The organism is Cyanobium sp. Morenito 9A2 (assembly GCF_024345575.1).
GTDB lineage: Bacteria > Cyanobacteriota > Cyanobacteriia > PCC-6307 > Cyanobiaceae > ATX-6F1.
This window is the reverse complement of record NZ_JAGQBJ010000001.1, coordinates 497,200-523,300: the sequence shown is the minus strand read 5'-3', so window position 1 is coordinate 523,300 and position 26,101 is coordinate 497,200. Positions and strand designations below refer to the sequence as shown.

Annotated in this window: 24 protein-coding genes and 2 tRNA genes; 12 read left to right on the top strand and 14 right to left on the bottom strand. The window is 65.1% G+C overall.

What is annotated here, in order from left to right:
- Nucleotides 1–54: 54 nt before the first annotated feature.
- A complete protein-coding gene (locus KBY88_RS02750) occupies nucleotides 55–753 on the top strand; it encodes an SDR family NAD(P)-dependent oxidoreductase (RefSeq protein ID WP_254938340.1) in 699 nt (232 codons plus the stop codon).
- 131 nt (nucleotides 754–884) lie between these two features.
- On the top strand, nucleotides 885–1,490 hold the full coding sequence (locus KBY88_RS02745) for a HupE/UreJ family protein (RefSeq protein WP_254938339.1): 606 nt from the start codon (nucleotides 885–887) through the stop codon (nucleotides 1,488–1,490).
- A gap of 9 nt (nucleotides 1,491–1,499) precedes the next feature.
- Here the strand turns inward: KBY88_RS02745 and KBY88_RS02740 are convergent, their stop codons facing one another.
- Entirely contained in the window at nucleotides 1,500–1,631 is a 132-nt protein-coding gene (locus KBY88_RS02740) for a hypothetical protein (protein ID WP_254938338.1), read from the bottom strand.
- Between the two features lie 143 nt (nucleotides 1,632–1,774).
- Between KBY88_RS02740 and gap the strand changes: the two genes are divergently transcribed.
- Complete coding sequence (gene gap / locus KBY88_RS02735; RefSeq protein WP_254938337.1) at nucleotides 1,775–2,776, top strand: type I glyceraldehyde-3-phosphate dehydrogenase; 1,002 nt, start codon at nucleotides 1,775–1,777, stop codon at nucleotides 2,774–2,776.
- A 142-nt stretch (nucleotides 2,777–2,918) separates the two neighbouring features.
- Here the strand turns inward: gap and KBY88_RS02730 are convergent, their stop codons facing one another.
- Complete coding sequence (locus KBY88_RS02730; RefSeq protein WP_254938336.1) at nucleotides 2,919–3,065, bottom strand: CAB/ELIP/HLIP family chlorophyll-binding protein; 147 nt, start codon at nucleotides 3,063–3,065, stop codon at nucleotides 2,919–2,921.
- Between the two features lie 216 nt (nucleotides 3,066–3,281).
- Here KBY88_RS02730 and KBY88_RS02725 point away from each other — a divergent pair, with 216 nt between their 5' ends.
- The 3 genes from KBY88_RS02725 to KBY88_RS02715 all read left to right on the top strand — a co-directional run bounded on the left by KBY88_RS02725 (nucleotide 3,282) and on the right by KBY88_RS02715 (nucleotide 5,711).
- Entirely contained in the window at nucleotides 3,282–4,361 is a 1,080-nt protein-coding gene (locus KBY88_RS02725) for a fatty acid desaturase family protein (protein ID WP_254938335.1), read from the top strand.
- 347 nt (nucleotides 4,362–4,708) lie between these two features.
- A complete protein-coding gene (locus KBY88_RS02720) occupies nucleotides 4,709–5,017 on the top strand; it encodes a DUF723 domain-containing protein (RefSeq protein WP_254938334.1) in 309 nt (102 codons plus the stop codon).
- 88 nt (nucleotides 5,018–5,105) lie between these two features.
- Nucleotides 5,106–5,711 carry a DoxX family protein gene (locus KBY88_RS02715; protein ID WP_254938333.1) on the top strand — a complete coding sequence of 202 codons (606 nt, stop codon included), beginning with the start codon at nucleotides 5,106–5,108 and terminating at the stop codon, nucleotides 5,709–5,711.
- 54 nt (nucleotides 5,712–5,765) lie between these two features.
- Here the strand turns inward: KBY88_RS02715 and KBY88_RS02710 are convergent, their stop codons facing one another.
- The 3 genes from KBY88_RS02710 to KBY88_RS16205 all read right to left on the bottom strand — a co-directional run bounded on the left by KBY88_RS02710 (nucleotide 5,766) and on the right by KBY88_RS16205 (nucleotide 6,834).
- Nucleotides 5,766–6,137 carry a hypothetical protein gene (locus KBY88_RS02710; protein WP_254938332.1) on the bottom strand — a complete coding sequence of 124 codons (372 nt, stop codon included), beginning with the start codon at nucleotides 6,135–6,137 and terminating at the stop codon, nucleotides 5,766–5,768.
- Between the two features lie 31 nt (nucleotides 6,138–6,168).
- A tRNA-Val gene (locus tag KBY88_RS02705) sits at nucleotides 6,169–6,252 on the bottom strand.
- 219 nt (nucleotides 6,253–6,471) lie between these two features.
- On the bottom strand, nucleotides 6,472–6,834 hold the full coding sequence (locus KBY88_RS16205; protein ID WP_396102381.1) for a transposase: 363 nt from the start codon (nucleotides 6,832–6,834) through the stop codon (nucleotides 6,472–6,474).
- A 1,000-nt stretch (nucleotides 6,835–7,834) separates the two neighbouring features.
- Between KBY88_RS16205 and KBY88_RS02700 the strand changes: the two genes are divergently transcribed.
- Genes KBY88_RS02700 through KBY88_RS02690 form a run of 3 tightly spaced genes read left to right on the top strand, consistent with a single transcriptional unit; the run spans nucleotide 7,835 to nucleotide 14,754 of the window.
- A complete protein-coding gene (locus tag KBY88_RS02700) occupies nucleotides 7,835–11,416 on the top strand; it encodes a beta strand repeat-containing protein (protein WP_254938331.1) in 3,582 nt (1,193 codons plus the stop codon).
- A gap of 53 nt (nucleotides 11,417–11,469) precedes the next feature.
- A complete protein-coding gene (locus tag KBY88_RS16095; protein WP_254938330.1) occupies nucleotides 11,470–13,662 on the top strand; it encodes an O-linked N-acetylglucosamine transferase, SPINDLY family protein in 2,193 nt (730 codons plus the stop codon).
- Nucleotides 13,663–13,707: 45 nt separating this feature from the next.
- On the top strand, nucleotides 13,708–14,754 hold the full coding sequence (locus KBY88_RS02690; RefSeq protein WP_254938329.1) for a TIGR03032 family protein: 1,047 nt from the start codon (nucleotides 13,708–13,710) through the stop codon (nucleotides 14,752–14,754).
- 306 nt (nucleotides 14,755–15,060) lie between these two features.
- Here KBY88_RS02690 and KBY88_RS02685 read toward each other — a convergent pair.
- Together KBY88_RS02685 and nrdJ are read right to left on the bottom strand one after the other, a co-directional pair.
- Nucleotides 15,061–15,145 (bottom strand) — tRNA-Ser (locus KBY88_RS02685).
- Nucleotides 15,146–15,210: 65 nt separating this feature from the next.
- A complete protein-coding gene (gene nrdJ, locus KBY88_RS02680) occupies nucleotides 15,211–17,541 on the bottom strand; it encodes a ribonucleoside-triphosphate reductase, adenosylcobalamin-dependent (RefSeq protein ID WP_254938512.1) in 2,331 nt (776 codons plus the stop codon).
- Nucleotides 17,542–17,786: 245 nt separating this feature from the next.
- Between nrdJ and KBY88_RS02675 the strand changes: the two genes are divergently transcribed.
- Nucleotides 17,787–17,993, top strand: coding sequence for a hypothetical protein (locus KBY88_RS02675; protein ID WP_254938328.1), 207 nt, complete (start codon nucleotides 17,787–17,789; stop codon nucleotides 17,991–17,993).
- Between the two features lie 1,123 nt (nucleotides 17,994–19,116).
- A complete protein-coding gene (locus KBY88_RS02670; RefSeq protein ID WP_254938327.1) occupies nucleotides 19,117–19,263 on the top strand; it encodes a hypothetical protein in 147 nt (48 codons plus the stop codon).
- Between the two features lie 307 nt (nucleotides 19,264–19,570).
- Here KBY88_RS02670 and KBY88_RS02665 read toward each other — a convergent pair whose 3' ends face one another.
- Together KBY88_RS02665 and KBY88_RS02660 are read right to left on the bottom strand one after the other, a co-directional pair.
- Complete coding sequence (locus KBY88_RS02665; RefSeq protein WP_254938326.1) at nucleotides 19,571–19,954, bottom strand: hypothetical protein; 384 nt, start codon at nucleotides 19,952–19,954, stop codon at nucleotides 19,571–19,573.
- A 407-nt stretch (nucleotides 19,955–20,361) separates the two neighbouring features.
- On the bottom strand, nucleotides 20,362–20,730 hold the full coding sequence (locus KBY88_RS02660) for a hypothetical protein (protein WP_254938325.1): 369 nt from the start codon (nucleotides 20,728–20,730) through the stop codon (nucleotides 20,362–20,364).
- Nucleotides 20,731–20,832: 102 nt separating this feature from the next.
- On the opposite strand from KBY88_RS02660, the gene KBY88_RS02655 reads away from it, so the two are divergent.
- Entirely contained in the window at nucleotides 20,833–21,597 is a 765-nt protein-coding gene (locus KBY88_RS02655) for a DUF92 domain-containing protein (protein WP_396102377.1), read from the top strand.
- Between the two features lie 14 nt (nucleotides 21,598–21,611).
- Here the strand turns inward: KBY88_RS02655 and KBY88_RS02650 are convergent, their stop codons facing one another.
- The 5 genes from KBY88_RS02650 to KBY88_RS02630 all read right to left on the bottom strand — a co-directional run bounded on the left by KBY88_RS02650 (nucleotide 21,612) and on the right by KBY88_RS02630 (nucleotide 26,062).
- Nucleotides 21,612–22,430, bottom strand: coding sequence for a sigma-70 family RNA polymerase sigma factor (locus tag KBY88_RS02650; protein ID WP_254938324.1), 819 nt, complete (start codon nucleotides 22,428–22,430; stop codon nucleotides 21,612–21,614).
- A gap of 939 nt (nucleotides 22,431–23,369) precedes the next feature.
- A complete protein-coding gene (locus KBY88_RS16090; RefSeq protein ID WP_315858083.1) occupies nucleotides 23,370–23,705 on the bottom strand; it encodes a CsbD family protein in 336 nt (111 codons plus the stop codon).
- Nucleotides 23,706–23,806: 101 nt separating this feature from the next.
- Nucleotides 23,807–23,971 carry a DUF1328 domain-containing protein gene (locus KBY88_RS16085; RefSeq protein WP_254938323.1) on the bottom strand — a complete coding sequence of 55 codons (165 nt, stop codon included), beginning with the start codon at nucleotides 23,969–23,971 and terminating at the stop codon, nucleotides 23,807–23,809.
- 10 nt (nucleotides 23,972–23,981) lie between these two features.
- Nucleotides 23,982–24,284, bottom strand: coding sequence for a CsbD family protein (locus KBY88_RS02635; protein ID WP_254938322.1), 303 nt, complete (start codon nucleotides 24,282–24,284; stop codon nucleotides 23,982–23,984).
- A 14-nt stretch (nucleotides 24,285–24,298) separates the two neighbouring features.
- A complete protein-coding gene (locus tag KBY88_RS02630) occupies nucleotides 24,299–26,062 on the bottom strand; it encodes a SulP family inorganic anion transporter (protein ID WP_254938510.1) in 1,764 nt (587 codons plus the stop codon).
- Nucleotides 26,063–26,101 lie beyond the last annotated feature (39 nt).

Below are 26,101 nucleotides of genomic sequence, written 5' to 3'. Positions count from 1 at the left end.
CTGCCCGAGGCCGTCAACGGCCTGGGAAAATAGAAGGTTCACCGTGCCCTCGCCGTGAGCCGCACCCTCCTGATCAGCGGCGCCAGCCGCGGCATCGGCCGGGCGATCGCCGAGCGAGCCCTGGCTGACGGCCACCGTCTCAGCCTTGGCGTCCGCCACCCCGTCGATCTCGAAGGCAGCGCCCTGGCCACGAGCAGCCGTGTCCTGGTGCATCCCTACGAGGCCAGCGATCCTGCCAGTGCCAACGCCTGGGTGGAGGCCAGCGCCGCCCGCTTCAGCGCCCTCGATGGGGTGATCCACTGCGCCGGAATCTTCTCTCGCGCCGGGCTGCTGTTCGATGCCGCCGAGACCGCGGAGATCGATCAGGTGCTGCAGGTGAACCTGATGGGCCCCTGGTGGCTCACCCGGGCGATCTGGCCCCACCTGGTGGCCTCGGGCGATGGTCGGGTGATCACCCTGGTCTCCATGAGTGGGCGGAGGGTGAAGGGGCCCCTGGCCGCCTACCCCGTCAGCAAGTTCGCGCTGCTGGGCCTCTGTCAGACGATGCGCAACGTGGGCTGGCCCCTGGGCATCAGGGTCACGGCCCTCTGTCCAGGCTGGGTGAACACCGCCATGGCTGCCGGCGTGCAGAGCATCCCCCCCGGGGCGATGACCCAGAGCGAAGACCTGGCGGTCCTGGTGAGCACCCTGTTGACCCTGCGCAAGGAGGCGGTGCCCTTTGAGCTGGCCGTGAACTGCCTGCTGGAGAGCTGAGGGCGCCCAGGGCCAAGACAACTGATCGGTTGATAGAGGGGCAAGACCCGGCCGCAGGAGTTCACCCCGAACGGCGCCAGAGCGGTGGGGCGATGGCAGGATGCAACACGATTGTCAAAAGGCTTCCCCCGATGAAACGCAGTGCAGCGGTACTTGCCTCGGTGGCAGCGGCTTCGGTGGTTCTTCTGGGCAGCCTGCCGGCCCAGGCCCACGGTGGCGTCCACGGCGGTGTGCTGGCCGGCCTGGGCCACCCTCTGTTCGGCCTCGACCACCTTTTCCTGTTGATTTCGGTAGGATCCGCCGCTTCGTTCATCTCCGCGCGCCTGCTGATCTGGGCCCTGGGGGGCGCGGTGCTGGGGGCGATCCTGGGCGCGGCCGGGGTGGTGCTGCCCGCCGGCGAGCTGCTGGCGGCTCTGGCGATCTCCTCGGTGGGGCTTCTGATCCTCGCCACCGGTCGTCTGATCGATCCCACCAGCCCGTGGGTGGGGGGGGTGGTGGCCGCTGCGGTCGGCATCCACGGCCTGCTCCATGGCAGCGAATCACCGAGGGATGGCAGCAGCCTGCTCTGGTGGACGGGGGCCCTGGTGAGCTCGGTGCTGGTGACTGGTGCCAGCTATCTGATCCTGCGCAGCCTTCCCCTGGCCTGGACCCGCTGGGCCGCGGTGGCCCTCCTGTTGATCGGTGCCGTGCTGGCCTTCGGCCCCCTGGGTCTGCTCGCCGGCGCCGCCGGGGCCTGAGCCCGCGCTTCAGCGCTGGCTGGCTTCGCTGTTGGTGTCTGAGTTGTTCTGGTGACCATGCAGGTGCTTCTCACAGGAGAAGGCGGCACCGGCCTGGACCATCACCAGCAACGCCAGGGAGACGCTGAGCAGGTTGCGCATGGCCACTGGACTGAATCAAATGGAGATTGAAGCTACCCCTGGGAGCGTCCAACGAAAGTGCCACCCAGCCCCAGGCCATTGAACGCGTCCCAGGGCCTCCGTCCTAAGTTCGCCCGATGCCTGCATGAACGGGAGCGGCGGCCTTGACCATCAAGATCGGCATCAACGGATTTGGGCGCATCGGCCGCCTGGTGTTCCGCTGCGCCAGCCAGCTGGAGGGCCTAGAGGTGGTGGGCATCAACGATCTGATCGAACCCGATTACATCGCCTACCTGCTGCTCCACGACTCCACCCATGGGCGCTTCCAGGGTGAGGTGAGCGTTGAGAACGGCCACCTGGTGGTGAACGGCCGCACGATCCGCCTGAGCTCCGAGCGCGACCCCCGCCAGCTCAACTGGGGGGCGATCGGCGCCGAGTACGTGCTCGAATCCACCGGGCTTTTCCTCACCGACGACAAGGCCCGGGCCCACATCGAAGCCGGCGCCCGTCGCGTGGTGATCTCCGCTCCCTCCAAGGACGACACCCCGATGTTCGTGGTTGGGGTCAACCACAGCAGCTACGCCGGCCAGGACATCGTTTCCAACGCCTCCTGCACCACCAACTGCCTGGCGCCGATCGCCAAGGTGCTCAACGACAGCTTCGGCATCCGCGACGGCCTGATGACCACCGTGCATGCCACCACCGCCACCCAGAAGACCGTCGATAGTCCTTCGGTGAAGGACTGGCGCGGCGGCCGCGGCGCCGCCCAGAACATCATTCCCTCCTCCACCGGAGCGGCCAAGGCGGTGGGCAAGGTGATCCCCGAGCTCAACGGCAAGCTCACCGGGATGGCCTTCCGCGTGCCCACCCCCACCGTCTCGGTGGTGGATCTGACCGTGAACCTGGAGCGACCCGCCAGCTACGAGCAGATCAAGGCGGCGATGAAGGCCGCTTCCGAGGGCCCGATGAAAGGAGTGCTGGGCTACACCGAGGACGAAGTGGTCTCCACCGATTTCCTCGGTGATCCGCGCACCTCGGTGTTCGATGCCAAGGCCGGCATCGCCCTCACCGACACCTTCGTGAAGGTGGTGTCCTGGTACGACAACGAGTGGGGCTACTCCAGCAAGTGCCTGGACCTGATCCAGCACATGGCCAGACACAGCTGAGGCAACCAAGGCTGAAGCAGCCACCGCCTTGGGGCCTGAGGCGGTTCCATCAAAAAACCCGGCTGGGTAAACCGGCCGGGTCTTGATGGATCAAGCCATTGGTCCCTGGCCAGGCCAGGGACCAATGGCTTATGACGAGGGATCAGCCGAGGCCGATCTGGGACAGGATGCCCTGGCCTGTGAGCAGCTCGGTGCCCAGGCCGATCACGAAACCGAGCATGGCCAGACGGCCGTTCCAGGTTTCAGCGAAGGCCACAAAGCCGAAGCGGGATTCGGTGGAGGAGGTCATGGGGGTGTTTGTGAAGGATCTGGTCGGATTGTAAAGCATTTTGAAGCAGTTGGCGCGGCGTCCCCCGGCCGCCCCTGGGAATCGGGCTGCCGTGCTGCAGTGGATTGGCACGGCAGCACCCTGATCACCACTTCGTCCCCGGCCCTCCAGGGCCCCTCCCCCATGGGGCCTCCGAGCTCAACGCCTTCGCCTGAGCGCCTCTCTGACCAGGCAGCCGTGGCCCGGGCCCTGCGATCGCAACTCCCCGCCGGCGCCTTCCGCACCAGCCCCGATCGTCTGGGCCTGGTGGCCATCAATTTGGCGATCCTCGCCCTCGGATGGCAGATGGCTGATGGCCTCAATCAATGGCCGGCCTTCGCCTGGCCAGCCTTTCTTCCCTTCGCCATGATCATGGGTAACGCCGTGGTCGTGCTGCTGTTTGCCACCCACGACCTGCTCCATGGCCGCAGCCTCAAAGGACGCAGCTGGCGCAGGCTGGTGGGGTTGGCGGGACTGGCCGTGCTCTGGATGCCTCCCACGCTCTGGCAGGCGGTCCATAACCGGGAGCACCACGGTCACACCAACGCCCTTGCCGACCCGGACCGGGGCTACCTGGAGCAACAGCCCCGGGGCTGGGGCAAGGCCATCCAGCATCTGTTCGTGCCCTCCACTCAGGTGCGCAAGCCGTGGCTGCTGGTGGGGCTTTCGAGTTCCTGGGGCGTGCACAACCTGCGCTTGCTGCTCTCCGTCCTGGTTCGCAATGACGGCAGCAGCCAGGGGCCGGCGGGGTTCCGGGTCAGCCGAACGGAACGTCGCGCCATCGCCCTGGAGCTGGCCTTGATCGCCGCCCTCCATCTGGGGGTGGTGCTGTGGCTGGATCTGGATCCGATCAAAGTGCTGCTGGGCTACTTCTTACCAATCTGGATCGGCTATGGAATCGCGATCGCCTACATCTTCACCAACCACATGCTGTGCCCGCTCTCAGAGGTGAACGATCCGCTGAGCAATAGCCTCTCACTCAAAATGCCGTGGTTCATCGACCTGCTGCACCTGAATTTCTCCCACCACACGGAACATCACCTTTTCCCTGATCTCAACTCCAGCCACTACCCACTGGTGCGGAAACTGCTGATCGAGCAGTACGGCGAGCGCTACCAGCTAGTGGAAGGTCAGCGCGCCTGGTCGTTGCTCATGGCCACACCGCGCTTCTACCGTAATGCGACGACGTTGGTGGGCAGCGATGGCCAAGGGGCGGTGCCTCTGCCCGAGTTCCGCCGAACCCTGGGGGTCCAACCCGGCAATGGACAAAGCCACTGAATGGAACGGTGCGTCGTGAGCTCAGGGGATGAACGACACCACCACACTCACCAAGGCCAGACCCACCAGGGCCACCACAGTGAGGAGGGAGGAGGAACGAAACACGGAAGACCTCCGAGGAAGCCCTTTTCTAAAGCAATCCTTAAGAAGTTGATCTGGATTGATGCCGTTCGTAGCCTCTTCTCACCCCCCTGCCAGCCCCCGCAGCACCGCTCTGCCCGCTCTGGCAGGCGCTCGCTAGCTTGGGGAAGGCCGGCGGCGGCTTCCGCTAGGAGAAGCCACGGGGGCCCGTGGCCCTCAGGCATTTCTTAGGATCCACACAAAAGCGGTAGGGGCGGCGCCGACCCATGGGCAATCCGATCAGCCATGAGGTCTTCCTGGCTCGGGCGCAGATTCGCTTCGGGGAGCTCTATGACTACGACGGCATCCTCTACCGCAGCTACAAGTCTCCGATCAACATCCGCTGCCGCAAGCACCCCGTCAAGGCGATCACGATCACCCCTGAAAAACACCTCCAGACCACCGGTGGCTGCAAGTATTGCCTGAAGGAAATGCGCATCACCGCCCTGGAAAGGGAACTACGGCGCGAAGCGCCAGAGCGACCGGCCTTGGCGCCACAGATCCTTTCCCCAACGGCCCGCGGAGGACCAAGCTGAGTGACGCCCCGGGCCGGCAGGAAACCGAGGGACGTACCTCACACTTCTTAACAGGGCGCGCAAGAGTGAAAGGAGTTCCTCCACAGGCATGGGCAACCCCCTTTTCATCGAACTTTTTCTGGCTTTCCTGGCGGCTCTGATCACCGGCCGATGGCTGCTCACCAGCGACCTCAACTGGGGTGCGCCCTCCCCCGGCCTCACCCTCCCCAGGGCCCAGGCACTCGTTTTCGCCTACCTGAACAAAGGCTGGTTGCCGAGCCTGGGCCTGCTCGTCCTACGGCTCGCGATCGGGCTGATGATGATTCACCACGGGCAGGAGAAGCTGGCCGATCCCCACACCTTCGCCCGCGACTACGTGGTGCCCCTGCACCTGCCCTTCCCGCTGGTCTTTGCTGAGCTGGCGGGGTTCTCTGAGATCCTCGGATCCTGGTGTCTGATCCTCGGCTTCCTTACACCGTTGGGAGCCTTGGCGCTCTCCTCGACCATGGCCGTGGCCGCCACCAGCCACATCCTCGCCGGCGGACTGAACATCTACGTGCTGGAACTTGTGGTGCTGTATCTGGGCGGCAGCCTCGCCCTGCTGGCCACGGGGCCAGGACGCTTCTCCATTGATGCGGCCCTGGTGGGGGAGTTGACGGCGTCGGCCGAACCCCCAGGGGCCCCTGGCACCACGGAGCTCCTGGGGGAGTCTTGAGAACCCACACTCCCAGGCAGGTCCTGCGGTGGGTTGTTCAAAGGAGCGGTGTGGTCAGGGCAGGTTGAGGCACCCGGCGGCCTTGATCTGCTTGGCGTACGCCCCCAGGCGTTCCCCGGCCTGGGCCACCTTCTCCACGGACTGGTTCACGCGAGCGGAGTAGCGAATGAAGGCGTTGGCGTCGGTTTCCTTGAGGGTGCGTGCCTGGGCTTCGTTGAGGCGAATCTGGCGCATCTCCTCAAGGCTGGGATCGAACACCTGTCGCTTGTGGGTGAGGACCTCCTCCCCCAGGGCGCGGCAGGCGCTGCGTTGTCGCTCCTGTTCCCGGCCGTCGAGTTTGGACTTGATCACCACAAGGGCAATCCCGAGCACAACGACAGCGGCGAGGGCCAGAGTCAGCCGCGCACGCCAGGACAAGCGACTCACGCTTCAACAACCCCGTGGCAAAAGAAGGGAACGGAGAGGGTGGGATTCGAACCCACGGAAGCTTTCGCTTCGCTGGTTCCGTAAACCAGCCAGCTCGAGCGAACAGGCTTACCCCGCGGCAGCCAATCTGGAATCAGCCCACGCAAAATCGTCACTTTTCGTTATACAAAGAACCTCTTGAGTATCTGGCCGTTGTGTGCATTAGTTTTGATAATCGAAAAACTGCGAATGAAGCCATGTTCGACGTCAATGAAGAACCTGATCTTGTAGAAAAAATGGATGCCGACGTTCGGTGCGACCCAGCGAGCGACAGGGTCTTCCTGCCATACCCGCTCTAGCTTTTCAGCCCATCGGTTTGGGACCTTACCGCTGTTGATGGATGCGTAGTTTTGCCTTGATTTTCGATGTTACTGCTTCGCAAAAGCCTTGCGGCCAGGGCACAGGCATGAGCGTGGCTCAACCATCTGCTCACCGCGTGTCTCAAGCCCCTGAGCGCAGGGGTACTCCTCAAACCGTTCGAATTAGTTATCGATGATACCAGCCTCACAGAGCCAACCCGGAAGAATGCGACGGTTGTGGCATCGGGAATAGAATTCATCATACCTAGACAAACAAACCCCACAAAGGAGCGTCTGTCGTTGACCTGGAGTTCCAGGACTTTATCACTGAGATTGAACAGCTGCTGCAGCACCAGCATTTTTGAAGAAGATCAGAGGATCAGTCCGCTTCCTACAAGCGTCCCTTTTGCGTTCATGACTGAACCCCGCTCCAGCAGCGGATTAAAAGATTCTCAAGTGATTGTCTCATGGTTGGAATAAGTGAGCTTCTTCTATTAAAGCCTTGCATCTGCATGCCCTCTTACCGAAAGCTACGCTGTCCCATCAAGAGGTGACAAGCCGATTAAATCATATTGCAAATTTCACAGCTTGCCAGGAGTGGTGCAGATTTTTGAGGTGCCTACGAGTTGGAAAACAATTCTAGGCTAATATGAAAACTACTCTTGCGCCCAGCCTTCGCAAAGGCTGTAGTCCTTGAAATCTCTTCCAATGACTGCCTCTGCCACTCCCAGGACCCAGCCTTGGAATTGGCCATGGCAGAACATTGACGGACCAACCAAACAGGAAGGGCGCCGGCAGATCTCCGAGACCCCCACGCCGAGCAACACCTCAGAGGTGCCTCCTGAGATCCCAAGACACAGCCTGGATCCCCTCACGGGTCTACCACTCGCCCAGAGCGGGACTCAAAGCGATCTGTCCGCCCCTCTTTCGGAATCCACCAGGCCCACTCCGTTCACACCAGATCTTCCGCAAAGGCTCTTTGGCGCAGGCGAGGCCCAGCCACCCGGCCAAGCTCCTGCGATAACAGGAGCTGTGCTTCCCCTGGCAGCTGCTGAGCAGGCACGGAATCCAGTTCATCAGACAACCTCCACCAACACCCTTCCATCCACATCATCAACGCCGGAATCCTCCTTAACAACAACGAGCGCACCCGGCAGCTGGGAATCCATCCTTGACGGATAGTTCCAATTGCTTGCGCAGTGGTCACAGGATGGCTCCCTACAAAAAGCCGCTCAAGAAGCCCTGAACCTTGTTGTTGTTTCCGATCAACTCAACGACCTAATCAAGCAATGGGCTGCTGGCGACTTCCGCAGCTTGCCTGAGATCGTTGTTTTGCCATCAAGTGACATGAACGGTGCCATGGGCGCCTTTGCGATCTCGACTGGCAAGATCTATATCAATGCAGAGCTGCTAACCAAGGAACCACAACGGGTTTACGAAGTTCTCACGGAAGAACACGGGCATTACCTCGATGGCCTGATCAATGCGAATGACACTCCTGGAGACGAGGGAGATCGCTATTCAAAAATCCTTTTTAACCGCCAACTGACTCCAGAAGAGCTGATTGAAATCCAGAGAGAGGATGACAGCGGTTTGCTCACCATCAATGGCACTCAAGTTGCCGTTGAATTCTCCCTGTTAACTACAACAGCGATCACCGATGTCACTGACAACATCGGTCTGCGGCAGGGCACGGTTGCCCCAGGCGGCCGCACCGATGACCTCACCCCCACCATCACTGGCAGCCTCTCTGCCGCGCTGGTGAGTGGTGAAACCCTGCGGATTTTCAATCGCTCCACGCTGCTGGGCAGCGCCACGGTGAACAACGCCGCGCTCACTTGGAGCTACACACCCACATTGCCGGCCACAGCAGGCACGAGCTATTCGATCACCGCCCGCGTCGCTGATGCCGCCGGTAATCTCGGGCCGGCCTCCGCCAGCCGCACGTTCACGCTCGATACCACGGCGCCGCTCACCACCGCAGCGATCACCGATGTGGCCGACAACGTCGGGCTCCTTGTGGGCAGCGTGGCCCCCGGCGGCCGCACCGATGACCTCACACCCACCATCACTGGCACCCTGTCTGCCGCGCTGGTGAGTGGTGAAACCCTGCGGATTTTCAATCGCTCCACGCTGCTGGGCAGCGCCACGGTGAACAACACCTTGCTCACTTGGTCCTACACACCCACGCTGCCCGCCACAGCAGCCACGAGCTATTCGATCAACGCCCGCGTCGCTGATGCCGCCGGAAACCTCGGGCCGGCCTCCGCCAGCCGCACGTTCACGCTCGATACCACGGCGCCCGTCACCACCGCAGCGATCACCGATGTGGCCGACACCGTCGGACTCCTTGTGGGCAGCGTGTCCCCCGGCGGCCGCACCGATGACCTCACCCCCACCATCATTGGCACCCTCTCTACCGCGCTGGTGAGTGGCGAATCCCTGCGGATTTTCAATCGCTCCACGCTGCTGGGCAGCGCCACGGTGAACAACACCTTGCTCACTTGGTCCTACACACCCACGCTGCCCGCCACAGCAGCCACGAGCTATTTGATCACCGCCCGCGTCGCTGATGCCGCCGGAAACCTCGGGCCGGCCTCCGCCAGCCGCACGTTCACGCTTGATAACACGGCGCCGCTCACCACCGCAGCGATCACCGATGTGGCCGACAACGTCGGGCTCCTTGTGGGCAGCGTGTCCCCCGGCGGCCGCACCGATGACCTTACCCCCACCATCACTGGCACCCTTTCTGCCGCGCTGGTGAGTGGTGAAACCCTGCGGATTTTCAATCGCTCCACGCTGCTGGGCAGCGCCACGGTAAACAACACCTTGCTCACTTGGTCCTACACACCCACGCTGCCGGCCACAGCAGCCACGAGCTATTCGATCACCGCCCGCGTCGCTGATGCCGCCGGAAACCTCGGGCCGGCCTCCGCCAGCCGCACGTTCACGCTTGATACCTCACCATTACACATTGATCTCTCCGCCATCGCCGCAGGCAGCGGTGGCTTCGTCATCAATGGCCAGGGCGCTAGTGACTTCAGCGGCAGCAGTGTGGCCAGTGCCGGCGATGTCAACGGCGATGGCCTCGCTGATCTCATCGTTGGCGCCAGCTTCAGCGATCCGGCCGCTGGCAACTACGCCGGCCGCAGCTATGTGGTCTTTGGAAAAACCGGCACCTCAGCGATTGATCTCTCCGCCATCGCCGCAGGCAGCGGTGGCTTCGTCATCAATGGGCAATGTGGTGGCGACTTAAGCGGCGACAGTGTGGCCAGTGCCGGCGATGTCAACGGCGATGGCCTCGCTGATCTCATCGTTGGTACCGACCGCGGTTCGGCAGCTAGCTACAACACCGGCCGCAGCTATGTGGTCTTTGGCAAAACCGGCACCACAGCCATCAATCTCTCCGCCATTGCCGCAGGCACTGGCGGCTTTGTCATCAATGGCCAAGTCGCTGACGACCGCAGTGGCATCAGTGTGGCCACTGCCGGCGATGTCAACGGCGATGGCCTCGCTGATCTCATCGTTGGCGCCTACCGCGGCGATCCGGCCGCTGGCAGCGACGCCGGCCGCAGCTATGTGGTCTTTGGAAAAACCGGCACCTCAGCCATTGATCTCTCCGCCATCGCCGCAGGCGCAGGCGGCTTCGTCATCCATGGACAGTGCGCTTACGACTACAGCGGCCGCAGCGTGGCCAGTGCCGGCGATGTCAACGGCGATGGCCTCGCTGATCTCATCGTTGGCGCCAACTTCAGTGATCGGGCCGCTGGCACCGACGCCGGTCTCAGCTATGTGGTCTTTGGAAAAACCGGCACCTCAGCCATTGATCTCTCCGCCATCGCCGCAGGGTCCGGCGGCTTCGTCATCAATGGCCAGTGCGCTTACGACCAAAGCGGCTTCAGTGTGGCCAGTGCCGGCGATGTCAACGGCGATGGCCTCGCTGATCTCATCGTTGGCGCCTTCAGCAGTGATCCAGCCGCTGGCAGCGACGCCGGCCGCAGCTATGTGGTCTTTGGAAAAACCGGCACCTCAGCCATTGATCTCTCCGCCATCGCCGCAGGCACTGGCGGCTTCGTCATCAATGGCCAGTGCGCTTCTGACTACAGCGGCAGGAGCGTGGCCAGTGCCGGCGATGTCAACGGCGATGGCCTCGCTGATCTCATCGTTGGCGCCAACTTCAGTGATCCAGCCGCTGGCGCCAACGCCGGCCGCAGCTATGTGATCTTTGGCTCCACCACCGGTGTCTTCTCGCAGACCGCCGTCGACTGGGTGGGCACCACCGGCGACGACGCCAAGCTTGGCACCACCGACGCTGAAACCTTTGTTGGTAATGCCGGCAACGACAGCATTACCGGCGCTGGCGGCGCTGATGTGCTTTATGGCGGCAGCGGCAATGATCGCTTCATCCTGAATGCCTCCAACCTCACCGCCCTAAGCAATCCCTTCGGCTTAGGCGGCAACACCAGCCAGCTCGCCCGCGTCGATGGCGGCACTGGCTTCGACACCATCGCCTTCGATGGCTCGGGCCTCGCCTTCAACCTCGCTGCCGTCGCCAATCAATCGGCCTCCAACACCAACAACTCCTCGCGCCTCAGCTCGATCGAGGCCTTTGATCTCACCGGCAGCGGCAATCATTCCCTCTCCCTGGGGCTTGCCGACATCCGCGATCTCACGGGCTTCAACTGGCTCAACACCAGCACGGCATCAGGCCTGGGCTTCTCGAACGGCACCTACAGCCTCAACGCCACCGAGCAGCGCCATCAGCTGCTGATCACCGGCAATACCGGCGACAGCCTCACCATGGGTGACGGCAGCTGGACGAACGCAGGCAGTATTAATGGAATCGGCGGTGCCTACAACGTCTTCAACAGCAGCAATGGCCTCTACCAGCTCATCATTGACTCTGACATCAGCCGTTTTGGTGTATTGCCGGGCCTATGACTATCTCTGAGTGGGCGTTGGTCTCCTGATGGCCGTTGGGCGTTGATCCAGAGGTGAGCAACCCTGCGGCACAGGCCATCTCGGCACTCTGGCGAGAGCTGCAGAAGACACCTGCTGATGCCGCGCTCTGGCTTCAGCTGGCTCAGCACTACGCCAGTGCTGACCTGCTCCCCCAACAGGCCTATGCCGCCCGGCAACTGCGGCGGCTGCGACCTGATCTCGCCGCTCAACTCCCGAACACAACGACATTGGTGCCTGTGGATGCAACGCCCCAGGGCGATGCCGCCAGCGAGGCCCTGCTGCTCCACCCCTCCAGCAACGCTGCCAACCTGTGGGCCCACCAACTGCAGAGCTGGCTGGATGAGGGCCAGGGCGACTGGCTCAGTTGGCTGTATCTGGCACGCCTACGCGACGCTGAGACCCTCAACGGCCAGGCAGAGAGCCCCATCAACCAGGCCCGGCAGCTCGAACCGATCGCCGGTGAATCGCTCCACTGGCTCGGCTTCTGGCGCCTGCAAGGAGGCGATCACCAGGGCGCCACCGTCGTTCTCGCCCAGCTTGTTGATCTGCGGCCGATGCGCCACGGTTCGATGCTCTACCTCGGAGAAGCCCTGCTACGCGCCGGCAACCGTCCCGCCGCTGAGCTGGCCTTCACGCGGGCGTCGAGCTCCAGCAACACGGCCTTTTTGCGCCTGCTCGCCCAGCGCGTCTACCAGCACAACTATTGGCAAGAAGCGATCGCCGTGCTGCAGCGCGCCCGAGAACTCGCACCCGCTGAGATCCCCACCCTCGAGGCCCTCGCCCGCCTGCACTGGGAGGTCTACAACCTCAGCGAATCCGAGACCCTCTGCAACCGGATCCTGGAGTTGGATCCAGCCAACGGCGACGTCCGCTATCTGCTGAACGCCCTGCCCGGCCGCCGGGGGGATGCCCGTGCCCACCTGGCCGCTGTGGAGGCCCACTACGCCGAGCTGAATGATCCGGGCTCGCGGCTGGCCTCCTCGATCGCCATGGCGTCGCTCTATGTCGACGACCGCAGCCCCGAGCAGATCACTGATCTGCACCGCCAGCTCTGCGCACCGATCGAGGCGGCCGTGATCCCCACCACCAGCTTCCCGAACGAGCGCGATCCCGAGCGGCCCCTGCGCATCGGCCTGGTGTCAGGTGATTTCCACCGCCAGCACCCGGTGAACCTGTTCATGCTTCCCCTGCTGGAGCGGCTCGACCCGCAGCAGTTCCCGGTCACGGTGTTCCACACCGGCAGCATGCACGACGAATACACCGTGCGGGCCCGTAACGCCTCAGCCCACTGGATCGAGGCCGGCCAGCTCGATGATCAGGCCCTGCAGCAGCGCATCGCTGATCAACAGATCGATGTGCTGATTGATCTGGCCGGCCACACCTCCAGCCATCGCCTCGGTGTCTTCGCCCTGCGCGCCGCGCCGGTGCAGGCCAGCTTCCTTGGCTACCCCCACTCCACTGGGCTCGCGCGCATCGACTGGCTGATCGGCGATGCCGTCGTTTCGCCGGCCGAACACGCCCATCTGTTTTCAGAAGGCATCGCCCAGCTGCCGGGCAGCGTTTTCTGCTGGTGCCCTGTCGATGACTACCCCTTGCCGCCGCCACGTCCTGCCGATGCGCCTTTGGTCTTTGGGTCGTTCAACAACATCATGAAGCTCTCGCCCCGCACCATTGCCCTCTGGGCATCCGTGCTGCGTGATCTGCCAGGCGCCCTGCTGTTGCTCAAGGCACCCTCCCTCGCAGAAGCCTCCGTGATCGAGCGCTTTCAAGGGCTGTTTGCCGAGCAGGGCATCAGCTCCGATCGGCTGCGCTTCGAGGGGCCAGAGGGGCTTGAACTGATGATGCAGCGCTACGGCGCCATCGACATCGCCCTTGATCCCACCCCCTACAACGGAGGCACCACCACCCTCCAGGCCCTCTGGATGGGTGTGCCCGTGATCACCCTTGCCGGCGGCAATTTTGTTTCGCGCATGGGCGCCAGCTTTCTCACCGCCCTGGGCAAACCCGAGTGGCTTGCCGCCAGCGATGAGCACTACCGCGTCATCGCCCGCGAGCTAGCCGAGCAGCTCTCCACCCTGCGTCAGGGCCGCACTGAGCTGCGCCAGCAGATGGCAGCCTCAGGCCTTTCTGATCCCGAGCGCTACACCGCTGGCTTTCAGAATGGGCTGCGACGCATGTGGCAGAGCCACTGCAACAGCGATCGCTGCCGCCTGTTGCTGGCCTGAAACTCAAACCAATCCCCAGCTGCCAGCTCCTCCCCACATCAAGCCATGACCGCCGCCCAACCGGCCTTTGAGATCACCACCTCCCGGCAGTTCCTCTCCTGGCTCGCCGATCAAAAGCTCTCGATCGCCTTCTCCACCTACCAGATCGGCAAGCTGTTCAGCCTCGGGCTCAAGGCCAACGGCGAACTATCGGTCTTTGAGCGCACCTTCAACCGCTGCATGGGCCTCTGCCCCAGCGCCGATGGCAACGGCTTCTTCCTCAGCAGCCTTTACCAGATCTGGCGCTTTGAAAATATCCTCGGCCCCGGTCAACTCCAAGACGGCTATGACCGTCTCTATGTGCCCCAGCTCGGCATCACCACCGGCGACTGCGACATCCACGACATGGCCGTGGACGCGGCTGGTCATCTGGTGTTTGTGAACACGCTGTTCTCCTGCCTCGCCACCACCAGCGACACCCATAGCTTCCGCCCCCTCTGGCAGCCACCGTTCATCTCCCGCCTCGCCGCAGAAGACCGCTGCCATCTCAATGGCCTGGCCATGCGCGACGGCCAGCCCGCCTATGTCACCGCCGTGAGCAGCTCCGATGCGGCCGATGGCTGGCGCGAGCGCCGCTCGGCTGGCGGGGTGCTGATCGATGTGGCCAGCAACGAGACCATCGCCACCGGCCTCTCGATGCCCCATTCACCCCGCTGGTATCAAGGGCGGCTGTGGCTCTGCAATTCGGGCACCGGCGAATTCGGCCATATCGATCTCTCAACGGGGAGCTTTCAGCCGCTCACCTTCTGCGCCGGCTACCTGCGCGGCGTGGCCTTCCACGGTGATTACGCCCTGCTCGGCACCTCCAAGCCCCGCCACAACAAAACCTTCTCCGGCCTGCCCCTCGATGACGCCCTGGCCCAGCGCGACGTGGAGGCCCGCTGCGGCATCCAGGTCGTTGACCTGCGCTCCGGTGATGCCGTCCACTGGGTGCGTTTTGAGGGCCTCGTCGATGAGCTTTACGACGTGATCACCCTCCCCCGCGCCCGCAACCCCAGCCTGGTGGGCTTCCTCAGCGAGGAGATCCGCAGGTTGATCTCGATTGAGGAGTGAGCCACAGAGGACTGTGCTTGAAGAAGTGTAGGAAGAGTTTGCCAAAAACCACCTTGCCTGCCCGACGTGGACCCAAGCCCTGGGCTGAATTCTGGCTGACTTCGGTGCTCAAGCTGCTCAGAGCGAGGTGGGCTTTCAGAAGTTCCTTAGCCGCTGAGATGGCCTGACCCAAGACCTGATCCATGGCCTGATTTGGACTTAAATCATGCCCAAAAGGGCGGAAGGCGCCTAGAGCCCAGGGGAACGAACAGAAGCCATGCCATAAAAAACCCAGGCTGGGCCTGGGGTTTGGAGCGGAAGCGGAAACGGAGAGGGTGGGATTCGAACCCACGGAAGCTTTCGCTTCGCTGGTTTTCAAGACCAGAGCCATCAACCACTCGACCACCTCTCCCTGGTGCCCCTGGGGGGCCTTCACCATGGTCCCACGGAACCCCTTCTGGCGAGCCCCCTGGCCCGTCAGGGCTTGGCCAGGGGCAACAGGCACTTGTCGGAGTCACAGCCGGCGGGACCGGCCTCCATCAGCTCGGCGCCGTCGTAGCGCTGCAGGGCTTCGAAGAAGTCGTCGCCCTGGCGGCGGTCCTTGACCTCCTCCAGCAGGCGCAGGTAAGTGCTGTGATCGATCGGCTCAAACGGCAGGCGCGGGAAGGTGGCGTTGGCATCGAAGCGCGCCAGCAGGGCGGCGGAGATGTAGCCCTCGCCGTCATCGATCGCCCTGTGGATGGCGTCGGCCAAAGGCTCGATCTCGCTCTCGCGAAACTCCACGGTGGCGGAGGTGTTGTGGGCGGTGTAGTGCTTCTGCACCTGCATGTAGAAGTCGAACTGGGCCAGGGCCGAGAAGTTGTTGATCTCCACCGCATCGGCGCCGGGGATGTTGGCCCAGCTCACCTCAGTGGGGATCTCCACCAGCCACTCGGTGCAGCGGGGATCGAAGGGATCATCCAGCAGCCGGCCGTTCTCATCTTTGTCGGATTGCGAGGGCACGATCGAATAGCCGTAGTCGAGGCAGGCCAGGGCCACCGGATCGTTCTTGCGGAAGGTGATGCGGCGAATGAAGCGCTGGGCCTTGGGGGGGTGCCAGCCGGGGGAGGCACCGGTGAGCAGGCTCTTGGTGCCGGCGGGCTGCACGGTGGTGCAGCGGTTGGGACGGCGCAGGCCGTGGCGGTCGCAGTAGTCCCACACCGCCTCGTTCACGAAGGTCTTCCAGCGCGAGAGGAAGGCAGCCTCGCGTGCCTTGAACGATTCGCCCTCAGGGGTACCTGGACGACCCGCCTCCCACCACTTCAGCCAGGGGGTACCGAAGGCGTGCACGAAGAAGTCGAACAGGCCGGTGAAGCTCACCCCCACGATCGGATCCCAGGCGCGGCTCTGGCGGTAGCGCTCCACCTCGAAGCGGTGGTTGAGCAGGCAGGCCACCGCCAGACCGGCGGCGCGGAAGGCATCCTCCTGGGCCTGCAGATCGGCAGGATCGATCTGGTTGAGGTGGATCTCAGCCAGGTTGCAGTGGAAGTCGGCGCCGAGGATCTCGCCGCAGGGGTTGAGGCCGTAGCGGTTGAGCCGGTGCTCCAGCTCGGCATCGGTGATCTCTGGATGGTTGAGCTGCAACCAGCGGCCGGCCTCCTCGCGCCCCTGGTCCACATAGAGGTCGATGAATTCACTGCGCAGCTCGGCGGTGGAGAGCAGATCGGCGTTGGAGCGGGCGATCGCCTCGGGGGCGAACTGAATCGCCCCTTCCCCCGACTGGAACTGCTTGATCACCGCCTGGAGCACCGTCTCGCGGTCCGGGCGGGTGTGGAACACCCTGGTGTGGTTGGCCATGCGCAACGCATCGCGCTCCGGGTCAATGCGCCAGTTGCCCTCGCTGTCCTGCTGCCAGAGGTTGTCCTTGGCGCTGGAGGCGGCGGTGTCATCGGCCGCGAACTGGCGCATGCCGGCGCTGCGGCGGATGTTGCCGGCCACGATCGTGACGGCGGCTTCATCGATCAGCAGGCAGCACTCCACGGAGGTGAGCTGGCGGCCGATCGCCTTGTTGAGCAGGCTGGCGACGCGGCCGTAGAGGTCTTTGAGTTTCACCGGGTTGGCCATGCCGCCGAAGCCCTTGAGGGTTTCCCCCACCGGGCGCACATCGGAGAGATCCACACTCACCTCGATCGGCGCGCCGGCGTCAAAGCGCTCGTCGCTGCAGAGCTCCAGCAGCAGCCGGTAGCTCTCCACCCAGCCACCGCGGGTGTCGCCCACCTTGATGGCGACGCGCTGGCCGTCGATCCGGTGGGTGGTGGCGTCCTGGCGCAGCTGCGCCGGAGTGGCGCCGATGTCGGTGACGCCGGTGATCACCAGCTGGTTGCGCACCGCCGGCAGGCGCTCGATCAGCCGCGGCTCAATGATGGCGCCGGTGCCGCAGCCCATCATCGCCAGATCCATCATCAGGGCAAAGGCTTCCCAGTCGATCAGGTTGGTGGAGGTGCAGTTGTAGGCGCCGGAGAAGTTGTGGGGCTGCTCGATCCACTCGGTGCCGCCGATCCACAGCCAGCGGCCCGAGGGCAGGGCCTTCTGACGCTGCTGCATGCGCCGCAGCAACGCCACCTCATCGGCGTTGAGATCGCCGAGCTTGCGCAGGCCCTCGAGGTTGCGCTCGCTCACCTGGTGCCAGCTCTCGCGGCCGCTGGGGGTCTTGCGGCTGTAGGTGCGATAAAACACCGGGTTCGCCGCCGGGGCGGTGACCGGGAAATCCGGGTCCACCAGGCCCGCCAGGCGGGTCAACTCAGCCGTGGTGGGGGGCGTGGCGGACAGGGTCACGGGCGGCGGCGTGGATGTGGCGGCACCCTAACGCCACTGGTGGGGGGTGCAAGCGAAGCAGGGCACCAGAAGCAGTGTGTTTGGTGTCATCCGCGACGGGACGGGGACTGGGGGGGCGTTGGGTCCGCAACGGCGTTGGGGCCCGGAGCGGACAGGCAGGTCTGGGGTTGTCTGTACAGCCGCTCGCGTTGGCTTCAGCTGAGCAACGACCCCCATGGAGGACCCAGCCCCCGTAGGCCATGGCCAGCCCGAGGCTCACCCTCTTCACAAGCCTCCACCTGGCTGCCATCGCCGTTGTTCTGCTCTTGGTCCTGCCCAAGGCCGATCAGCTGCCGCTGGAGCGCTCGATCAGTGTCGACTGGGCACCCAGAGGCGACCATCCCTCTGATCCAGGCGCTGCGCGCCTCGGGGGCCCCGCCAGCGGGGTGGGAACCACCCACGCCTGAACGGGGAACAAAGCGATGGGCGAAGGCCCGGTCAGGCTCATCCCTCCCCAACCAACCCCCCGCATCGACGTCGCTCTCGGCGGCGTCCATCCCTGCGAAGGCCCTGACAAGCTGCGCTTCACGTTCAGGCCCGAGGGGGCAGGCACGCGGGTCAGCGGGGCCCTGACCGTCATCCCAGCCGCTTCAGTGGAGGTGGTGTCAGTGTTCGTGGATCTCACCGCCTGGATCGGCATGGATGTCGATCTCCGGCTGGCGAACCTCAAACCGGTGGCGCAAGCATGGCCGCCCCCACCCCATCAACCCAGGTCCCAGGGGACACCGCGATCCGTTTGGAGGAGGTCGTGCGTCCCTGCCGACGGGAGCGCCCCCAACGCCTTCCCCGGCCCAGTCGATCACCTCGAGGGCCATGGAGGGCCACACCCGGGGCAAGGCCGACCCTCAACGGATCCCCACCAGCTGCTGCGCCACGGCGGTTCCTGCGTCACCCCAGCGGGCTTGGGTGCTGGTGACGCATCTGGACCCGGGGCCGCTCGCCTGAGGCACGGAACGGGCCATCCAGGGCAGCGGTCCGCCGGAGGCGCTCGCGATTCCAGGCTGAGTCAAGGGCGCCCCGCGCTCGAGGCCGTCCGCCGGGGATCAACCCCTTCGCCCCAGCGCCAGTCGTGCCCCCAGGCCAGGGCCGCACCCCAGGCAATCATCCGTGCCGCCGGCCGCAGCTCCGGGGCCAGGCGACCCACCAGCGCCAGCCCATCGAGAGCTCCCCTGGGACCGTCCCAGCCAAGGGACTGCCCCCTGGCGCCAGGCCCTCAGGTCCCAGCAGCGGCGGGGTGGCCCAGCCGTCCCATCCCCCCGGCTGCATCCCCTGGCCCTGCTGCGGCCGCCGGAGTGGCGGGCTGCAAAGCCACCAGGCGCTGGTGCTCGTCCTGGCCGGGGTGCGCATTAAGCGGCGCCGGCGCCTGTGGCTGCCGGTGCTGATGGCGAGGCCAGCGATGCTCAGGCCGCCACGCGGGCGCTACTTCACCGATCCGGAGCGCCCCACCCGCGGCCGGGGGGGAAGGGATGGGGCCGTGGGGATCATCGCCACGATCCTCAAGCTGCGCACGGATGTCCGCAAGAGTTTCCAGTGCACCTGCCCGCCTTCGGCACGGGCCGGGAGCGCCACCTCCCGCCGGCCAGTGCCCCTCGCCAGTCGGCGGCGGCGCCGCTGGGGGTGGGACCCGACGCGGGTCTCCCGGTGGTTCCCGGCCGCATCGCCGCAAGGCAGCTCTGATGAGCGGATCTCGCCATCGATCCCAACGCTCTCTGCGCCCCTTGAGCTCCGAAGCCTCAAACCTTGGACGGGGCAGGAATGGAGCCGGGTAGGGCGCAGCGGGCCATGGCCGCCGTAAGCGATGCCGTTGGTTCAGGACTTGGGCTGGATCAGGCCAAGGAAGCGCCGGCGGTAGGCGGCAACACCCGCCAGTGGGAGCAGCGACAAGGCGGAGAGGGGGCCCGACACAGGCGCCCTGAAGGTCGAGATGGTGGTGGTGGCGGAACCAAACAAGGAGTCAACTGAGCGCTGACTGAAGCCAAACTGATTACCACTGTTCACCGTGAAGGAAACCGTGCCAGATGTTCGGGCCAGCGTTGTTGGTCAGCTGGGTGAAAGCGCCATTGATCGAGTAGCCAAACGGATCCCACACGGGGCCATCTGTATCACTTGTGATGTAGGACCAGTTGAAGGAGAGGATCCCCGTGGTGGAGAACGTGAATAGGAAGTTGGTGTTTCGCGCTCCGCTGTTGTTGTTAGCGCTTGTTAATCCGATTGAATTCGGCGCTCCTCCGGTGTTGATCGATCCACCATTGGGCTGCTGCATCCAATTCGCCGGGGCAAACGGTCCTTGAAAACCGTCGACATAAAGGATTGCCCGGACTGGGGTGGGCCATGCCACGAGAGCCAGGCCTGCGGCAACACCAGCCACGATCAGACCAGGGAACGGAGCGCATAGCCCTGCATCCAGGGCGAAGCTGCGGGCCGCACGCCAGGTAGGGGGGGGGTGGTGCGTGCCGTTGACAACCTGCTCGTGAAGGGCTCAAGCCTGGGCTCGTAACGATCAGGTGGGGCATGGCACCAGCCGACCACCAACCGCAGAATGCCCTGGGCACAGGGTCGCAGGAACGCCATCGCAGCAGCGGTGCCCGGGCCTGGCGGACGCTCCGCTTTCCGGCCAGTCAGGGTTGTTCGGCTGTTCTGCCCACTACCGGTGCGGCCCGATGAGCAGCCCCGGAGCGGTGCCGAAGCCGCCCACGGCGACCCGCTGGAGCTGCCTTCGTGTCGGATCAGGCGGAGTCGTCGCCCCAGGGCCGGCCCCGGTGATCCCGTCGGGCCCTACTTGCGGAAGAGACTGGCGGCGACCTCGCGGAAGGGGGCCAGGTTGGCACCGCCGCGGTTGCGACGGCGGGGCAGGGCACCGCCGGGGGTGAGGTTGGCGGGGGCGAAGGTGGCCTGGCTTGGGGCCGGACGGCTGGCCTGCTCGGCGGCCAGTTGGGCGGCCATCGCCTCGGCGGTGGTGAGCACGGTGCCGGCAGCGGGTTCCCCTGGTTCAGCCGGGGGAGCCGCGGCGCCTGGAGCCGCCGCGGAAGGGGCCGTCTTCACCGGCGGTGGTGCCACCACTGGGGCTACGGCGGCAGGCTTCTTGGCACCGGCTTCATCGAAGATGTGCAGGAAACCATTGCCCTTGAAGAGCTTGAACACCATGGCGCCGGCCGTGCAAGGCGAATGGCTCGATTATCCGCCGCGCCAGGGCCCAGCCGGCAGCGCCCTTAAGGCCGTGCAACATGGGAAGGCCGCGGCCGCCCCTTGATCGACCTCCCACCCCAGACCCTGCCCGGTGGTCTCTGGGGCTGGTTCTGGGCCCTGGCGTTCAACAGCGCCCTGATCGCCATCGCCCAGCGGCTGCCGCTGCTCACCCCCGCCGGCTGGGTCCATGCCGGGGTGCTCGGCACCCTGCTGCTGGGCAGTTTGGGCTGGGCGGGCTGGTGGGCGGTGGTGCTCTATCTGTCCCTGGGCTCGCTGGTGACCCGGCTGGGACTGAAAGAGAAACAAGCGGCCGGACTGGCGGAGGCCCGGGGTGGCCGGCGCGGGCCGGAGAACGTCTGGGGATCGGCCGCCACCGGCGCCAGCCTGGCCCTGCTCACGGTGCTGCCGTCGGCCCCGGTACCCCTGCTGCTGCTTGGTTTTTCCGCCAGCTTTGCCGCCAAACTCGCCGATACCTTCGGCAGTGAGATCGGCAAGCGCTGGGGACGCCTCACCGTGGCGATCACCACCCTGCGCCCGGTGCCCCCCGGCACCGAGGGGGCGATCAGCCTGGAGGGCACCGTCGCCAGCCTGGCGGGGGCGCTGCTCATGGCCCTGGTGATGGAGCGCCTGGGGCTGCTCAACGGGGCGGCGGCCTTCGCGTTGGTGAGCGCCGTGGCCCTGGTGGCCACTTTGATCGAGAGCCTGATCGGCGCCACGCTGCAGCCGCGGTTGGGCTGGCTCAGCAACGAGCTGGTGAATGCCATCTTGACCCTGATCGCTTCCGTGCTGGCCATGGCCCTGGCCCTGGCCCTGGCGATCGCCTGAGTGCCCGCCAGGGGTCAGGGGCGGACGGGGCGGAGCTCCTGATGCAACTCCTCCATCAGGGTTTCGAAGCGGCGGCGGGCCATGCGGGCATGCAGGCCCAGGGTGTCCCCCAGTTCCTGCCAGCTGGCCTCGTAGAGCAAGCGTCCCTCAAGCAGCTGCCGCAGCAACGGATCCAGGCTGGCCATACGCTCGCGCATGGCCGTCTGCGAGGGACTCAAGGGCCGCCCATTGTCGTCGTCCTCGAGCGGCTGAGCCTCGCCATCGCCGGGCTGGGCCAGCTGATCAAGACGGGTCAGGAGCCCTGGGTCCCCACCCCCGCCACCGCTGCCCTCACCGCCGACCGGCGCATCAAGGCTGCGCACCTGCAGGGCCCGGTGCACCGCCACCGCCTCGCGCCACAGCGCCGCGCTGCATCCGAGGGCCTCCGCCAGCTCCGCCTCCCCCAGGGGGGGGTCGCCTCGGTGCAGGCGTTGCTGTTGCAGGGCCTGACCACGGGCATGCAAGTCCCGCAGCCGCCGGGGGCAGCGCAGGGCGGGATGGCGATCGCGCAGGTAATGGCGGATGGAGCCGCGGATGTAGGGAACCGCAAAGCTGCTCAGGGCCGTCTGGCGCGCGGGATCGAAGGCTTCCACGGCGCGGATCAGGCCCAGGCAGCCCTGCTGCACCAAATCCTCAAAAGGAAGATCGGTGCGCTGGCTTTCCTGATGGGCCACCTTGCGCACCAGCGGCAGATTGAGCACCACGAGCCGATTGCGGGCCTCGGGATCTCCCTGGCGGACGTAGGCCAGCAGCAGGGTGTGGTTGAGCTCATGGAGGGCTTGTGAACGGGCCATGGAGTTGGCGGTGGGGGACCGGACGTTCCGTGGTTTCACGGTCGTCGGACCCCACCTCCACAGCACTCACCCAGGGGAGGGAGTTCGTCTCCCCCAAAGGGATGAGATCGCGAGGATCCCCATGGTCACGGTTCCCCCCGGAACCCCAAACCCCCATGGGTGCCCTTCCCGTCGCTGGGATCACCCGGGGGCCCGCCATCTTGGGCCAGTGCCCGTCGTAACGACCAGGGGAAGTCCAAAGGATCGGAATTGAGCGTCCCAGGGACAATCAGGGTGCGACACCATCGACGCTCAAAAGCCAGGGCAAGCTCCAGGTCGCAAGGAGTGAAGCGACAACCATCATCCCGCAGGAATTGTCATGAATGGGCTTCATTGTTTGCCCCGTGCATCATCACGGTGGCGCCTTGATCAACCCCAGGGCGCTGGATCGTCGCGATCGCTGCAACGCCAGACGCAGGTGTTGTGATGTCAGCTGCCGCGTACGTCAGACAAAGGGCCAGTTGGCAGGCCCCGTAGGGGACGCACGATCGTCTCCCGTTCAGGGCCAGCGTGGCGGGCACGGTCCTGTCGCTGGGGGCATGGTCCACTCCCTGAGACTGGATCTGCAGCGGACGGGGATTCCACAGCGGGCCAGGGACGTTGCCCATGGGATTGGTCGGTTCCTGACTGCCCGGCTGAGCGCGCTGGATCGAAAGACCACCCGGGGGAAGACAGGAGGGCCGCAGCCACTGTCACTCGTTCGGAGCGAGCCCTGGCCACCGATTGACGCTGAACAGACGTCATGGCGTTGGCGGCCCCAGAGGACATGGATCGATCAGCGGCATGAGCGGCGAACCGACTCGTTGATGGAGAACCACCCGCCACCGCAACCCCATCGCGATGGCCGCTGAACAAGGGCGACGGCCAATGGAATCAGGACCGGGCGGGGCGCAGGAGAGCTCAACGGAGGCCGGTCGTGTCCTTGACATCTTCGAGCGCATGGCGCACCTGGGCTTCGGCTTGCTTGGCTGTTCCAGCCAGGCGATCACCCCGATCACCGGTGACCTTGCCGATCGATTCCTGGATCTTGCCCTCGACATCCTTCGTGACGGCCTTGACGCGGCCGGAGCTGACGGTGCCAGCAGCAAAGGAAAGGTGAGGGGCGCTGGAGCCCGTGCTGTCAGCAGCCTCGGCAGGAGCGTTGAGCAGGGGTGTGGCGATCAGGGCCAGCAGGCTGACGACCAGGCCGAGACCAAAGGCGGCGAGCTGACGCAGAAAACGAATGCTTTGATTCATGGTGACCATGGCAAAGAATCACGAACGAGACGAGAGTGTTGACGCCGCCCGATCCAACTGATCGCAGCAACTGATCATGTCAAACGGTGCGAAAGGGCCCTTCAGATCACACCGCGCCGGCCGGTGATCAGGGAGATGAAAGCCAGCACAAGGAACACGAGAAACAGCAGCTGGGCGATGCCCACAGCCGAACCCGCAATGTCACCGAAGCCGAGAACGGCAGCAATGATGGCAATGATGAAAAAGACGACGGCATAGTGGAGCACGATGAACCTCCTAGAAGCTGGAAATGAGTTTGTCGAGCTCTGATCGGCTCTGGGCGAGCTTCTTTTGCAGATGGCCCAGCCATTCCTCCTGCTGACCCTCCTCGAAGGCCACATCGTCATCGGTGAGTTCAGCAAAACGTTGGCGTAGCTTGCCCTTGAAGGCATGCCAATCACCCTTGATCTCAAGTAGATTCATCGCGTCACGATGGAATGGATGTGTCGCAGGAACGGCCTGACACACTCCCCTCGCCCCTGCAGTCTGTGGATCTCTTTCCGCGACGGGCGCAGGGATCTTGGCGCTGATCTGCAGCATCCAAAGGTTCACGTTCAAAATCCTCCTTTATCCCAGTCGCACCAGGTCACCCGGTGTCGCCCCAGATAACGATCCACGGCCTGACCCAGGGTGGGAAAGAAGTTCTCGCTGCCGAAGCGCTGAAAGAGCCCGTAGCGCTTGAGGCGATCCTTCACCTGACCCTTCATCTCCGCGAAGCAGAGGTCCATCCCCGCCGCGTGCAGCTGCCCGTCGAGGGCGGAGAGCATGTCGGCGGCGGTGATGTCCACATCGGTGATCGGTTCAGCGGCCACCACGACCCAACGGGTGGGCGTCGGCGCCTCGGCCACCGCCTGCAGCACCCGTTCGCGAAAGAGATCGGCATTGGCGAAGAACAGAGGCGCATCCCAGCGGTAAAGCACCAGACCCGGGATGCGCCGGCCCTCCGGATGGCGGCTGACGTCGTGGTAGCCCTTGAGCCCATCCACCCGCCCCAGCACCGCCTCGCAGGGGCGCCAGGCGCGCCAGATGAAGGCCAGCAGCGCCACGCTGATCGCCGCGAAGATTCCCTGGATCACCCCCAGCAGGGCCACGCCGAAAAAGCACAGCATCGACAGCAGAAACTCGCTGCTGCGCAGCTGGTAAAGACGCCTAACGCCCCTCGCCTCCGCCAGGGCCAGGGAGGCGATGATCACCACCGCGCCCAGGGCGGCGGTGGGCACACCGGCCACCAGATTGGGCGCCCCCACCAGGCCCGTGACCTGGCTCCGCGCCCCGGCCGCTTCGGCCACGGGAGTGCGGGAGGTGCTGCTGCTGACCGCAAAACCCTGAAACATGCCTGCGGCGGCATTGGCCAGCCCCAGGCCGATCAGCTCCTGGTTGCTGTCGACCGACTGACCGCTGCGCTGGGCCAGGGTGCGCGGGAGCACGCTGGTGTCGGCGAAGGCCACCAGGGCGATGGCCAGGGCACCGGGGGCAAGGGCGCGCAGCTCCGCCAGCGTCACCGCCGGAAACGCCAACGGCGGTAACCCCTGGGGCAGCCGTCCCACCACAGCCACACCCCGGCCCACATCCAGAGGGAGAAGGGCCAGGACCACCTCGGCCAGCACCACAGCCACCAACGCCCCCGGAACCGCCGGCCGCCAGCGCTTGAGCGCCAGGATCAGCACCAGGGAGCCCAGCCCGATGGCCGCCGCTGGCGTGTTCACCTGTTTCTCCAGGCCCCCGCGACCAAGCCCCACGAGTTCCGTCAGCAGGCTGTGGCCCCCGACCGCAAACCCCAGCAGCTGGGGGAGTTGGCCCACCAGCACCGTGAGGGCAAGGCCATTGAGGTAGCCGTAGCGGATCGGCTTGGAGATCAGCTCGGTGATGAAACCGACCCGCGCCAGGCCGGCGATCAGACAAAGCCCACCGCAGAGCAAGGCGAGCATTCCAGCCAAGGCCACGGCATGGGCCGGATCACCCGCTGCCAGGGGCAACACCGTGGCGGCGATCAGCGCCGCCAGAGCGGAATCGGGGCCCAGCACCAGAATGCGGCTCGGTCCGAACAGGGCGTACGCCACCAGCGCGGGGATGGTGGCGTAGAGGCCGTTGATGGCTGGCAGCCCGGCCGCCTGGGCGTAACCCATGCCCGCCGTCAGCAGGATCGCGGCCAGCACCAGCCCAGCCAGCCCATCCCTGAGCAACCAAGGGCCGCGGTAGCTGCGCAGCACCGCCAGGCCAGGCATCCAGCGCTCCACTCCCCGGGGCGGCGCAAGGCGTTCAAGGGAGATCGAGCGGTGGGTGGGCTGGATCGATTCACACGCCCGCCCGAGCTGCACGCCCAACCCTTGGCAGCGCCAATGGCCCCAACGGTGCCG

Bases quoted from the DNA above. Each gene is read 5' to 3' on its own strand.
- KBY88_RS02745 (WP_254938339.1), top strand. From the start codon at position 885: ATGAAACGCAGTGCAGCGGTACTTGCCTCGGTGGCAGCGGCTTCGGTG.
- KBY88_RS02740 (WP_254938338.1), bottom strand. From the start codon at position 1,631: ATGCGCAACCTGCTCAGCGTCTCCCTGGCGTTGCTGGTGATGGTCCAG.
- KBY88_RS02730 (WP_254938336.1), bottom strand. From the start codon at position 3,065: ATGACCTCCTCCACCGAATCCCGCTTCGGCTTTGTGGCCTTCGCTGAA.
- KBY88_RS02720 (WP_254938334.1), top strand. From the start codon at position 4,709: ATGGGCAATCCGATCAGCCATGAGGTCTTCCTGGCTCGGGCGCAGATT.
- KBY88_RS02715 (WP_254938333.1), top strand. From the start codon at position 5,106: ATGGGCAACCCCCTTTTCATCGAACTTTTTCTGGCTTTCCTGGCGGCT.
- KBY88_RS16205 (WP_396102381.1), bottom strand. From the start codon at position 6,834: ATGCTGGTGCTGCAGCAGCTGTTCAATCTCAGTGATAAAGTCCTGGAA.
- KBY88_RS02700 (WP_254938331.1), top strand. From the start codon at position 7,835: ATGGGCGCCTTTGCGATCTCGACTGGCAAGATCTATATCAATGCAGAG.
- KBY88_RS02690 (WP_254938329.1), top strand. From the start codon at position 13,708: ATGACCGCCGCCCAACCGGCCTTTGAGATCACCACCTCCCGGCAGTTC.
- KBY88_RS02675 (WP_254938328.1), top strand. From the start codon at position 17,787: ATGGCCAGCCCGAGGCTCACCCTCTTCACAAGCCTCCACCTGGCTGCC.
- KBY88_RS02660 (WP_254938325.1), bottom strand. From the start codon at position 20,730: ATGGTGTTCAAGCTCTTCAAGGGCAATGGTTTCCTGCACATCTTCGAT.
- KBY88_RS02650 (WP_254938324.1), bottom strand. From the start codon at position 22,430: ATGGCCCGTTCACAAGCCCTCCATGAGCTCAACCACACCCTGCTGCTG.
- KBY88_RS16090 (WP_315858083.1), bottom strand. From the start codon at position 23,705: ATGAATCAAAGCATTCGTTTTCTGCGTCAGCTCGCCGCCTTTGGTCTC.
- KBY88_RS02635 (WP_254938322.1), bottom strand. From the start codon at position 24,284: ATGCTGCAGATCAGCGCCAAGATCCCTGCGCCCGTCGCGGAAAGAGAT.